The sequence below is a fragment of the Sporosarcina sp. P33 genome (assembly GCF_002077155.1).
Classification (GTDB): domain Bacteria; phylum Bacillota; class Bacilli; order Bacillales_A; family Planococcaceae; genus Sporosarcina.
The window spans coordinates 903,915-914,553 of the sequence record NZ_CP015027.1; the positions used below are offsets into that span (position 1 = coordinate 903,915).

17 protein-coding genes are annotated in these 10,639 nt (G+C 48.4%); 1 reads left to right on the forward strand and 16 read right to left on the reverse strand.

Features of this window, described 5'->3' with window-relative positions; genetic code table 11:
- Window position 1: 1 nt before the first annotated feature.
- Entirely contained in the window at window positions 2–538 is a 537-nt protein-coding gene (locus SporoP33_RS04445; protein ID WP_081242614.1) for a hypothetical protein, read from the forward strand.
- A gap of 180 nt (window positions 539–718) precedes the next feature.
- Here the strand turns inward: SporoP33_RS04445 and SporoP33_RS04450 are convergent, their stop codons facing one another.
- The 16 genes from SporoP33_RS04450 to SporoP33_RS04520 all read right to left on the reverse strand — a co-directional run bounded on the left by SporoP33_RS04450 (window position 719) and on the right by SporoP33_RS04520 (window position 10,634).
- On the reverse strand, window positions 719–1,624 hold the full coding sequence (locus SporoP33_RS04450; RefSeq protein WP_081242615.1) for a M15 family metallopeptidase: 906 nt from the start codon (window positions 1,622–1,624) through the stop codon (window positions 719–721).
- Complete coding sequence (locus SporoP33_RS04455) at window positions 1,624–1,917, reverse strand: phage holin (protein WP_081242616.1); 294 nt, start codon at window positions 1,915–1,917, stop codon at window positions 1,624–1,626. Before SporoP33_RS04455 ends, SporoP33_RS04450 begins: the two co-directional genes overlap by 1 nt.
- Window positions 1,918–1,930: 13 nt before the next feature.
- Window positions 1,931–2,338, reverse strand: coding sequence for a hypothetical protein (locus SporoP33_RS04460; RefSeq protein ID WP_081242617.1), 408 nt, complete (start codon window positions 2,336–2,338; stop codon window positions 1,931–1,933).
- 92 nt (window positions 2,339–2,430) lie between these two features.
- Window positions 2,431–2,613 (reverse strand): hypothetical protein, encoded by a 183-nt coding sequence (locus SporoP33_RS04465; RefSeq protein ID WP_081242618.1) that lies wholly within the window; start codon window positions 2,611–2,613, stop codon window positions 2,431–2,433.
- A 19-nt stretch (window positions 2,614–2,632) separates the two neighbouring features.
- Entirely contained in the window at window positions 2,633–2,863 is a 231-nt protein-coding gene (locus tag SporoP33_RS04470; RefSeq protein WP_081242619.1) for an XkdX family protein, read from the reverse strand.
- The gene (locus SporoP33_RS04475) at window positions 2,860–3,072 is read right to left on the reverse strand and encodes a hypothetical protein (RefSeq protein ID WP_081242620.1); all 213 of its coding nucleotides are present in this window, start codon (window positions 3,070–3,072) and stop codon (window positions 2,860–2,862) included. Before SporoP33_RS04475 ends, SporoP33_RS04470 begins: the two co-directional genes overlap by 4 nt.
- A gap of 13 nt (window positions 3,073–3,085) precedes the next feature.
- Window positions 3,086–5,530, reverse strand: a complete 2,445-nt coding sequence (locus SporoP33_RS04480) for a DUF6273 domain-containing protein (RefSeq protein WP_081242621.1) — start codon at window positions 5,528–5,530, stop codon at window positions 3,086–3,088.
- Window positions 5,531–5,534: 4 nt separating this feature from the next.
- On the reverse strand, window positions 5,535–6,557 hold the full coding sequence (locus tag SporoP33_RS04485; RefSeq protein WP_196796853.1) for a reverse transcriptase/maturase family protein: 1,023 nt from the start codon (window positions 6,555–6,557) through the stop codon (window positions 5,535–5,537).
- A gap of 10 nt (window positions 6,558–6,567) precedes the next feature.
- Entirely contained in the window at window positions 6,568–6,789 is a 222-nt protein-coding gene (locus SporoP33_RS16555) for a hypothetical protein (protein ID WP_369821958.1), read from the reverse strand.
- A 49-nt stretch (window positions 6,790–6,838) separates the two neighbouring features.
- Window positions 6,839–7,207 carry a four helix bundle protein gene (locus SporoP33_RS04490; protein ID WP_155961308.1) on the reverse strand — a complete coding sequence of 123 codons (369 nt, stop codon included), beginning with the start codon at window positions 7,205–7,207 and terminating at the stop codon, window positions 6,839–6,841.
- Between the two features lie 41 nt (window positions 7,208–7,248).
- Window positions 7,249–7,620 carry a hypothetical protein gene (locus tag SporoP33_RS04495; RefSeq protein ID WP_081242623.1) on the reverse strand — a complete coding sequence of 124 codons (372 nt, stop codon included), beginning with the start codon at window positions 7,618–7,620 and terminating at the stop codon, window positions 7,249–7,251.
- Entirely contained in the window at window positions 7,613–7,942 is a 330-nt protein-coding gene (locus SporoP33_RS04500; protein WP_081242624.1) for a hypothetical protein, read from the reverse strand. Before SporoP33_RS04500 ends, SporoP33_RS04495 begins: the two co-directional genes overlap by 8 nt.
- Complete coding sequence (locus SporoP33_RS04505) at window positions 7,942–8,817, reverse strand: phage tail protein (protein ID WP_081242625.1); 876 nt, start codon at window positions 8,815–8,817, stop codon at window positions 7,942–7,944. Before SporoP33_RS04505 ends, SporoP33_RS04500 begins: the two co-directional genes overlap by 1 nt.
- A complete protein-coding gene (locus tag SporoP33_RS04510) occupies window positions 8,810–9,922 on the reverse strand; it encodes a baseplate assembly protein (protein WP_081242626.1) in 1,113 nt (370 codons plus the stop codon). Before SporoP33_RS04510 ends, SporoP33_RS04505 begins: the two co-directional genes overlap by 8 nt.
- The gene (locus tag SporoP33_RS04515; protein ID WP_081242627.1) at window positions 9,919–10,248 is read right to left on the reverse strand and encodes a GPW/gp25 family protein; all 330 of its coding nucleotides are present in this window, start codon (window positions 10,246–10,248) and stop codon (window positions 9,919–9,921) included. Before SporoP33_RS04515 ends, SporoP33_RS04510 begins: the two co-directional genes overlap by 4 nt.
- Window positions 10,245–10,634: a phage tail protein gene (locus tag SporoP33_RS04520; protein ID WP_081242628.1), complete on the reverse strand. Its 390-nt coding sequence runs from the start codon at window positions 10,632–10,634 to the stop codon at window positions 10,245–10,247. The genes SporoP33_RS04515 and SporoP33_RS04520 overlap by 4 nt, the downstream gene beginning before the upstream one ends.
- Window positions 10,635–10,639: the final 5 nt, after the last annotated feature.

Genomic DNA, 10,639 nt, shown 5'->3' on the forward strand with positions numbered 1-10,639 from the left:
TATGTTTAAAAAGAAAAGCGTAATTGAAGTAGTGCCGGAATCGGAGTACACGGACTTTAGCGAACGTGTGAAGGACGTAGCGTTGGTAGGCGGAACCGTTGTAGCTGCCAGTGCCGCAACCTATGTGTGGACGATGCCTGAACCGATAAGCACTGAACCCGCAGTTGCTGATGCTGCACAGACGTTGAGTGATCCTGTGAACGTATTTGCCAATATACCACCTAATCTTATTCCAGATAACTTGCCACCCCTTAGTAGTGACATGATACCCGTAACAAGTGACGCAATTCAAACGGGCGTCATAGGCGATGCATCACTTAATATGTTAGCAAATGTGCTAGATCCACTGGTACAGATATTAGTGGCGATTAGTTTTCCAATTGCTAGCGTAATCATGGTAGGCGGTTGTTTCTTCTTCATGATAGGGCGATCAGAAAAGGCTTGGGAAGTGATATTTAACGCAGGTCTTGGTTATGTATTGGTGCAGATGAGTCCATTGTTTTTAAACATCTTGCGTGAAGTAGGTAAAGCGGTATGAGTACGCAAAATGAAAAAGCACCCTACCCGTTAACGGATAAGGCGCCCTTTGTCGTGGCAGACAAATGAATTGAACGGAATCTGTTGGCGTGAACCAACAAATAGATTATAGCACGTGTATAATATTTTGAATAGTAGATAAATAAAACGCCCTCCATCCACAATGGATAGAGGGCTGCTGTTATTTATTCGCTTTAATCAACGTACCGACAGCTAACGCCATCAAGTCTCCATCTTTAATCTTGCCATCTGCCAACCTCTCGGCATGTACTTGGCTATACCCTTGCGCCAGTGCTGCATCCACAATCATTTGACGATGCGCCCGGCTGCTTAGACTAAACTCCAACTCTTTACGCAAAGATCCGCTGCTAAACTCCAACTCATCATCTCCTTTTATATCAACTGCCGCTACCATGTCGGGACTGCCCAGAAGACGCTTAGATGATGCGCCATATAAACCGTCAACCATCAATCCGTTTGCTGCCTGAAACGTCCGCAATGCATCCTCTGTACCCTGCCCGAAGATGCCGTCCACATCAGTTGTATAGCCTGCCTTAACAAGTGCCGATTGCATAGACTTAACCTCTGCACCTGTGTCGCCTTGCCCGAGATACGGACGCGACGGAACGGACGGTAAAGAGGGTAGTTTACCTGCTCGCAAATCAGCTAGTGACATACCGCGTTGTAAGTCCAAATGCGGGTAATCTCTAAAACTTGTCCAATCGCCACCCCACTGGAAGCCCAGCTGTTTACCGATCGCCCCTACTCTGCGCCACTGTTTGTTGACTACCCATGATACGTCCGTGTCATCCTCGTTTACGAGTACATAGTCAATAGCTAAACCGAAGTTATGGATGGACTGACCCGGCTTCGCCTTTGTCACGATGATGCCAGGATTTCCGAACCGCCCTTGATTGTAAAGACGCTGTTGTTCAGCATTGGTACGATGACCGGCTGTAATGCGGATGTTGATCCCCTCATGATAAGCGCGTTTGATTAATTCGATCGCCAACGCTTTAAGTCGTGGATGTACCGCACCCATAGCCCGCTCTGATTTTGAAATGAGTTGAAATACAGACGCTCTCATTATTTCATCCCCTTCCATCTGTCATCCTTTGGCTTGTCGTAAGTCAATGCTTGCCGGCTGTCGCTCAATCCAGCAGTCACCGGATCAGTCACCGCGTTATAAAAACCATAAATCATAGTGCCGATTACAAATGGATTGGAAAACGCATCCTTTAATAACTCGATCAACGCAGGAAAAGAAGTAATATCCGTCGGCACTAATCCGTAATAGACAAGAACCGGACCAAAAACAGTGAGTAATAGTTGACCGAGAAATACCGGATTTCTAAAACGTACTTTCCAATTAATTTTCATTATACTGCTCCTCTCATTTCATAAATTGCATTAATGCAGCAATTCCACCAAGCACTCCACCCGACCCTGCAAACGCTCCGACGATCCCCAATACGATTTTTTCACGAGTAGAAAACTTTTTAAGTGTAATGCGCTCATCTACGTGGATTACATCTCGCTCTGTTTGCAAGCGTTGCTTGTCTGCTGCGAAGTAATGGTCCACAAATTTGTTTAGGATACCCCTAGTTTCTTGCCCGTCTTTCATCACCGTTAATTCTAAATTCGTTTGTGATGACTTGATTTCCTTGACCTGACCCGTGATTTCCGTAACTTGATTCGTGATCGATTCCACCTGCGTATTAAAGTCCATTTGCGCTTTCTCGACTTTTTCCAAACGCGGCAGTATGTCGTGGTGTATCAACTCATCGTGCCTTTCAAGCATATCTAGCTCCTCCTCTGACTGCGCCATCTCTCACCCCACACCCTTTTCTCTCGCGCGAAATAAAAAAGAACGCCCATGCGGACGCTCTCGGTTTACATATCCATTCTCGTCATTTCATTAATAAAGTTCTCCTGCTCCACGTTCTCATGAAGCAAGCGCATCATCGCTTCTTGCTGCGCGCAAATCAGCGTATCCTGCGCCTGATAAACATCCAGTAGTAGTTGTTTAAGATCACCAGGTGCTTTATCTCTCTCCAAATGCTGTACCAAATCCAAGGCATACACGTCCTGTCAGTTATTTCTTTGGTGCTGGTTCCTCCGAAGCTACTGGAGGCTCTTCTACAACCTCTTCTTCCACAACCGGTTCTTTTTCCGGCTCTGGAACAGGTTCTTCTTTGACGGGGTCAAATAGCTCTCCGGTGATGCGCTCGAAATCCTCTTTTGCGAGCTCGCCTAATTTAGTGGCAAGCCGTAGCTGGTCGGCTGTGGCCCATCCCCAGCCGTATGCGAGTTCCCAATATGTCATTGTGATGCAGCCCCTTCCAATTGTTTTACTTTGATTTTCAATTCCGTGAGTTCTTTACCCAGCTGCTGAATCATGACGTCCTTCTGAGCGTTTTTCAGCATCTCTTGTGTCAGGGAGGCGCCCAGCTGCTTGAGCTGAGCATCCTTTGCCTGTTCTGACTGTTCTTTCCTGCGCACTTCGTCGAGCGGCGTGCGGTTAATCCATTGCATGTGTCATCACTCCTTAGTCAAATGTAAGACCGTCAGCCGAGATGCTGATTGGATCCATTGAGTCGTTAGCTTTAATCGTCACGCGGTAGCCAATCGCAAAGTCAGATGCTGTCTTGGTCTCGTTGGTAAAGTCGTAATAATCCATCGCCAAAAACTTGGCTGTGCCGTCCTCCCATGTTGGGGAGACATCCAAGGCGTTATTGGCAAACTCCACTTTAACTGTCGCTTTTGTCGTGCCGTCAGTCGGCAGTTGCAAATCGGCGGCGAATAGGATTCTGCGAGCGGCCACACTGCCCGTATTGATAGGCGTCTTGTTTTTGTAGATCAACTCATCGCCCGCGCGAATCCGGCGCACTCCTGACCATTCCCCGCGCGCTCCGGTGCTTGCATCGACTGCGGCCATGCGCCAGTAGTACGTTTTGTTACGATCCAGGTCTGCCTGCATGGTATAGGCGACATTTTGTCCTTGCTGGTCGTTTTTGACGCCTGCAGTCGGGATGTCATAGCCATTTACCTGCCAGCCTGTCCGGTCCGTCTCGCTCGACTTTTCATAGGCGTATGTCGCAAACGTCGGGTCGGTCGAAATCTGCATCCGGAAATGCATGCCGTCGTTTTCCGGATCCGTGCCGACGATACCGATCAGCGTCGGGCGGAGTGTCGTCCGGTAGTTGTCGACTGGGCCTGTCAGGATGGGTGCGGATGGCGTTGCATTAGTGCGGAAGTATGCACGATCGCTGTTTTTGCTCAATCCGTTCGGGTCCCAAACGGTCACGACCGTGTAATATTCTGCGCCTTCTAGCAACCGCCCCTGCGGCACCTGGTGCTTTTTCACGGCCTGATTGACGCGGGAACTGTCATAAGCGAGCGCATCATCGGCCAGCTTGTAGATGCGCACTTGATAGCCTGCCTGCGCTTCAAGATCGAGATCCTCGAAATCCCATGTTACTTCGGGATTCAGCGAAGCTCCCGCAGGCGCTTCGGCGTTATTGCTTCCCGGCTGCACGTTGCTAACGTTCGGCGGCCGATTTGGCATGAACCACTGCGCAAATGAATATTCGGACGGCACATCGTAGCGATCCCATACGCGGACCTTCCAGGACAGTCTGTCTCCCCATTTGGCGACGGATGTAGGCAACTGGTAAAACGACTGCGTGGATACTTTTTTGCCGCTGTCGTGCACTACCTCGTCCTGCTGATTGTTGATGACGTACTGATAAGCCGATTGGCTGTCACCAGTGTCCGGATCCGTAAACTTGTGCACGAAGATCGGCGTCAGCGTATCGACGATGGCAAGATTGCTCAGGTCGCCCTTCGGCTCGACCGCGGTCGCCGAAGGGGCTGCATTGACCTTGACGAATGTAATCATCCGGGTCGACTTCGCACCTTTGCTTTCCGTCGCTTCGATCGTGATGCTGGATGTTTCGTTGAGCGGGAGCGTGGCCCATTGTTCGCTAGTCAACGTGATGGTTCGGTTCACGCCTTGCGTGACGTTTGTTTCGGTCTTGATTGTTGTACCGTTGAGTTTTTCGACAATCGATACTGCGTCATTTTCAGGGTCTGAAACTTGGTAATCCACTGAAAAAGGCGCTGTTTTATTTCCTAGTGTCGTATTTGGCCCTGTGATGTTTGGGGCTTGATTAAACTCCAGGATATACGCGCCGTCCGTGTCCGGCGCGTCGGATACGGCAAGGCCGGATGGTAAATTCAAAGCGGGGCGGACGCCGCTGTAGCCATTGTACGCGCTGACGACGCTGAGCGACCCATCCGAGATCACGAGGCGCACGTAGCTCGCGTTGCCGGCGCTCGGGGTGCGTAGCCACCAATACCACAGTTTCGCCGCCGTCAAATTAGCATTTGTGTAGTTTGAAGCGCTCACGGCTTGCGCCGTAGGATTTGCCTGCCGGCTGGCGTCACTCGTGAAGAGCGGCCACTTGGATCCCTCTGCCACTCCGCCCTCGTTTGCCAAACCTACCTCCGTGGTAGATGGCAGGAATACCTTGTCCGATGTCGTCTCGGTTCCTCCGCCGTCGACAGACGCTTTAACGACGGTCAGGTTGGTAGGCAGGATGGCATCGATAAATTCCTGCGCGAAACCGGATAAAAAGCCCACTTCTGTGTCGTAAGGGTTGTAACTGACGTTTGCGGTGTTAGGCGCCTGGTCTGCACTGTGCTGCGCGCTGTACCAACCAGTTCCCTTTTTGTTGAGCCATTGCCGCATATTAGATTGGTTGTATCGGTTGTTCCCGTAACTACGTCGGTCCGCATTGCTGCTTGCCGGCTCCTTAGCATCAAATGCTTTGATGGATAAGATGCGCTCCGTAATAAACGTAGTGGAGCCTGCCGGGTAACCCGGATGATTTTGCGCGCCGACCTGCAACACAATTGGTTGCCCGTTGTATTTAGATGCCGGATGTTTGACTTTCGTGCCGATAGGTAAGTCAGAAAGCTTTTTAGCCATTTTGTCACTCCTCAAATATTGCGTCATAGTATTTCTGCATGTTTTTGATCAAGTAATAGGTGTCGCCGTGTTTGGCGTGACCGACCCAGCTATTCCAGGAGTGGTCGATCTCCTCTTTCGTGATTTTCCCTTCACGGTATAGCTCTTTGAATTTCTTAAGCTTTCGCCGCATCGACTCTTTGCTTTCGCGTCGCAGCTTCATGATGATTTTTCCAGTGTCAGTCGAATAAAAATGAAAGCCGAGAAAATCAAAACCGTTCTTGATCGGGAAGATGTGAGTTTTCTGATTAAGTTGAAGGTCTAAATCCTGCAGCAGAAACTCGATTTCTTTCTTGCAATACTGCAAGTATTCTTTGTCTGGATCGATTAAAATGAAATCGTCCATGTAGCGCAGATAGCACTTAATGCGCAACGTCTCCTTGATGTAGTGATCAAAGGCGCTCAAAAAGATCAACGAAAAAAGCTGACTCGTTTGATTGCCAAGCGGCAACCCCGAACCAGCTGTACTGTCTATGATTTTTACAAGCAACTCATAAACGCGGTCATCCTTGACCAATCGTCTGACGATCACTTTCAATTTTTCGTGATCGATAGAGTCGAAATACTTCTCGATATCGCACTTTAACACGTACCCCTCAAGACCGTAACGACTGTAGTGATAACGCATATATTCCTTGGTCCGGTCAATCGCGGCATGCACACCTTTATTCTTCCGGCAGGCGTAATTATCATAGATGAAATGTTGCTCGAAAGTAGGCGTCAGAATGTTGTCGCAGAGACTACGCTGCACTACCTTATCTTTAAATTTAATGCTTTTTATTATGCGGGGCTTCGGGTGATAAATATGAAAGAGATTGTATCCGCTCAGTTCATACTGTCCTTTGATCAACTCCTCACGTAATAGCCAGGTGTTGTACAAAGCGTCTTGCTGATATAAAGCGGTCGAATTCTTCCAACCTTTCCCCTTTTTGCACGCCAAATAGGCGTCATATAAATTGTTAAAATCACATAGCTGTTCGTAATTCAAAAAAATCCTCCTACCGCTGATAGCTCGCGCATCCAATAGGCGTTTGCGTCAGTAGTCTTGTTTTCGCGTATTTCACGCAGGATACGATCTCCTTTGAAATGACTTGTACCTTTGTTCGGCCGCTCTCGCAGCTTACTACGTTTCGGCAGTATCTCAAGTCGGGGCGGACGCCGTTGTTGCCATTGTACGCGTTGTTGTTGTTGAGCGACCCATCCGAGTTCACGTGGCGCACGTTGTTCGCATTGCCGGCGTTCGGGGTTGTCAGATCGTACCCTATGTTGTTATTTGTACCGCTCTTTATCGCTCCGGTGCCAGCTGGTAGCTGTCTTGCGGGTATCAGCCATCAGATAGCTCCAGTGTTTTAATTCCTTGTCATTGATGTATCCTCGGTGTCTGGATAGCCGTATTAAAAAGTCAAGTTCTTTCAGATGGGTGATCGCCAGCCTTTGCAGTTCCAATCTACGCTCTATTTGCTCACGGTTAAGCGGGAAAATTTCGTTAGCGTGCAACAGATTGTGATATACATCAAGTGATAGATCGACAATGCGGTTGGTCAAAGTAAAACGCAACTTCTTGGGAAACGTATCATTTTTATTCGTGACCACCATTGTGTAATCGATAAACTTTTCAGTTTTCAGCAGAAAGGTCATTTCCCCATCTGCGCGTGTTCTTTTTACATTACTACGCCGGTTCACGGTAGATAAATCTTTCTTAAATCCGAATCGTACGCACCGGCAATCAAGTCCACGCCGTCCAGATCCTCAAAGTTGTTGGAGCCGATGTTCGCGACTACTCCGCTCGTGACGGCCGCCTGCAGGAGCAGGAAGCTAAAGCGCAGGTTTTTCATCGTCCGATCCGACTCTTCGACGAAATCGACAATTTGGTTGAGCCGTTCATGCGCAGACTTCGAACTCTGCTCCAACTTGTTCCCGCGCCGGGCGGTAAACTTGGTGCCCGGGTGACTGTTGTCGCCCTCCGGATCTACCACCTTGTCATACCAGGTTGTCGGATTGTACGTCTGCTTGGCAGCGATCAAATCCTTAATATCAATGATTTCAGCCATTCAATTCACCTTCCTTTTTATCAAGCGAGACAAATACCTTAAAAGCAAACTGCCAGCCTTCGTCACCTTTTTCGATGATTCCCTCACCGATTGCAAGAGGTATATTATTTTCATTGACGAGTACCGTCCTCTCGATGTCCCCGATTGGCTCATCCTCTACTTCGATGTAATGCTTAAAAAAGCCGTCTCGCTCGACGGTCTTCGTGATTGGGTATTCGTAATCCTCGCCCGCAATGGTGACAATCGCTTTTTTCGCAATCGTCGCGGCTAAGCGCCGGACTTCGTCTACCCAAAAATCCTGTATCTCATAAGTGTGGCTCACTATTTACTCTCCCCTTCCGCGTAAAACTCCCCGCACACCGGATAGGGGGCAGGGTAGTTGTATTGATCAAACTGTGTAACGGCGCGGCCTTCCAACTGTGTGAAGCCTTTGGACATGGTCTGCATCTCCCCTGTCGTTGGGTAGGGGACTTGGTAACCGTAGCTGCCGTTGGTCATATGGACAGGCGGTAGATTCGCCTGCTCGAATGGCTGCTCGTAGACTGGATACTCGACTTGGTAATCGTAGGAGTCGTCAATTAGTCGGACGGCTCCGAGATCGGCGTGTGTAAATTCTTTTTCACCGCTAAATTCGCCGCAGGTTTTGTAATAGACTGGATAGTCATAGGAGTCGTCAGTTATTAAAAAATCTCCATTCTGCAAAACGAGAACAAATCCATCGAACCAGCTTCTTTTATTTTTATAATGCAAGACCAGTCTCCTTGCCGATTCGACCCGGTTTATTTTTTCGTTCACCTGCAGTTCGACTGCGAAATGGTACGGCTCTGATTTTTCCTGAAACCATTCTGTCACTTCGCCCGGCATGTTGACCGCTTCGAGCGCTCTCTCCACTGCGAACGGGGTTCCCTTGTATCTGTGTAGTTCGATTGACGATTCAAGCAGCTGGGTTTTTTCTTCGAGTGTATCGGCCAGCAGCAGTCCTTCATCATCCTGAAACACGTGCGCTTCCCACAACAGATGGTCAATCACGCTCTCCGGCAGGTCGTGAAGATTTTCACTGTAATTAAGTTTGTAAGCAACGACAGAAAAGTCGTTCAGCTTCTCGCTGATTGTCTTGGCCAGATTAAAGACCACCGGATCCTGCAAAAGACTGTCCGGCATTTTATCCTGCAGCGTCACCGTTTTTAAATCAATCATCTTCCACACCACCAAACTCGATGTTCACCGTTTGTTCATGCGCGACTTGTCCCTTCGTCACAGTTGTGAAGATAGGAGAGGGGACTTCGACTCGTTTCGCTCCCGCTCGAATACATTCTGAAATCAACCTGGACGGGTTGATGTCTCTGCCAATTTTCGAGCGCTGCCAAATGATATATTTTTGTATTGCTTCTTCTACATTTTGCTCGATCAACGCTTTATCCTCAGCTTCGCTCGAAATGAAATAACGTATATCCAAATCATAGTAAATGACTTCAGGTGATCCGACGGCCACAAAATCTGTGAGCGGACGCACTTTCTTGCTGCTGAGTTTGGTTCTTACTTTTTCCAAGATTTCTTCTGTTGGTAATTCGCCGTTTCGCAATAACACGCCAATGAATATCCTCCCCGGCTCCGGTGTGTCGACAGAGACGTCCAGTATGGCCGCAGACGCTGTTTTCGCATGATATTCATACGCACCTTCAGGGCCAGCAGTAGATAGCTGCTCAGGAGATTGTCTGATGCGCTCGCGGTAACTGTCATCATCTTCTCTTTCTGTCCCTCCTGCAGTTTCCGTGATATTTTCCACCTTTGAGACATACGGCAGCGGGTTAATTAAAGAATCAATTTGCCCAGGCGCTATATCATTACCTATCAAACCTGCGAGGGTGCACTCCGCTGCCACATCGCCGTACCGCTCGCCTGGCTGTATGACCAAGTCCTTCAGTGTCGCGAAAATCAAGGTAGCATCAGGAGTGATTTCCGTCCCGGCTTTAATGCTCTTGGCCACGGCCAGCGGCTCCGACAAATGAAACCGTATAGTTGTGCGAGCATGCTCATTGCCAAGTCGGGCGTTATTCCAAGCATAACCTTTATGATCTAGCACATTATCCCGCGAATAATATAGCAAAGTCTGTTTGGCTGCGTCGTTCGCCTTGTAAGCCAGCTGCGAATGAAGATCTGCAATAGCGAGTATAAACAAATAAACCGGATCGGCCTGCGACAGTTTTCTTCCGGCATATTCTTGGTAAGTCGACACGTAGCTGCCAATAATCTTCTCCGGATCTGTTTCAAAAAATTCCACTTCCGGCAATACAGTTTTCAATCGATCACACTCCCTCTGCGCAAGCTAAAGACGAGCGTCGGAATAATACGCCCATCCTCATTTCCTTCCATTAAGATTTCTTCTACTAAAACACGCGGCTCGAAGTATTCCACTTTTTCCGTCACCTCCGCGATCAACTTAGATTTAATAAGCGGCGTAGGTTCGTCTAAAAATGTAGCATTGACACCAAACTCACGATAAAGCGGCACGCTGTATTTCACGGTGGATACAATGGTGTGTATGTTCTGTACGATTTCTTCCAATTCACTCACCGGATTAAAATTTATTTCATTCGGGTAAATTGTCACTGTGTGCAGCTCGTTCATACGTATTCCTCCATTGTCACAGTGATACTGGACTTCAAGACGTTACCGCGGTTGTCCAGGAAGCTCCAGTCTTGCTTATTGTCAGGCATGTACCACTTATGGACCCCGACACGTTTGCCGCCGATAATCAGCGTGTGAGCGACACCGTTACGCACGTATTTAATAAACTTATTCATTTCTTCTCGCGGATTTAAGCCGAAGAATGCATCAAAACTCATCGTAAATGACAAGGTCCCTAAATCGGGCCCCATAAATTCCGCTTTCGGTTTTTGCAGATGCACTTCGTGTTTTGCCCAACGCGCCGTTTCTGTACGGCTAAACGAGGCAAACGTTTTTATTTCGTCAGCGGATACAACAAATACTAAATCTCCCCATGTACCAAGCATACGAT

Bases quoted from the DNA above. Each gene is read 5' to 3' on its own strand.
- SporoP33_RS04445 (WP_081242614.1), top strand. From the start codon at position 2: ATGTTTAAAAAGAAAAGCGTAATTGAAGTAGTGCCGGAATCGGAGTAC.
- SporoP33_RS04450 (WP_081242615.1), bottom strand. From the start codon at position 1,624: ATGAGAGCGTCTGTATTTCAACTCATTTCAAAATCAGAGCGGGCTATG.
- SporoP33_RS04455 (WP_081242616.1), bottom strand. From the start codon at position 1,917: ATGAAAATTAATTGGAAAGTACGTTTTAGAAATCCGGTATTTCTCGGT.
- SporoP33_RS04460 (WP_081242617.1), bottom strand. From the start codon at position 2,338: ATGCTTGAAAGGCACGATGAGTTGATACACCACGACATACTGCCGCGT.
- SporoP33_RS04470 (WP_081242619.1), bottom strand. From the start codon at position 2,863: ATGACATATTGGGAACTCGCATACGGCTGGGGATGGGCCACAGCCGAC.
- SporoP33_RS04475 (WP_081242620.1), bottom strand. From the start codon at position 3,072: ATGCAATGGATTAACCGCACGCCGCTCGACGAAGTGCGCAGGAAAGAA.
- SporoP33_RS04480 (WP_081242621.1), bottom strand. From the start codon at position 5,530: ATGGCTAAAAAGCTTTCTGACTTACCTATCGGCACGAAAGTCAAACAT.
- SporoP33_RS04490 (WP_155961308.1), bottom strand. From the start codon at position 7,207: ATGACCTTTCTGCTGAAAACTGAAAAGTTTATCGATTACACAATGGTG.
- SporoP33_RS04495 (WP_081242623.1), bottom strand. From the start codon at position 7,620: ATGGCTGAAATCATTGATATTAAGGATTTGATCGCTGCCAAGCAGACG.
- SporoP33_RS04505 (WP_081242625.1), bottom strand. From the start codon at position 8,817: ATGATTGATTTAAAAACGGTGACGCTGCAGGATAAAATGCCGGACAGT.
- SporoP33_RS04515 (WP_081242627.1), bottom strand. From the start codon at position 10,248: ATGAACGAGCTGCACACAGTGACAATTTACCCGAATGAAATAAATTTT.
- SporoP33_RS04520 (WP_081242628.1), bottom strand. From the start codon at position 10,634: ATGCTTGGTACATGGGGAGATTTAGTATTTGTTGTATCCGCTGACGAA.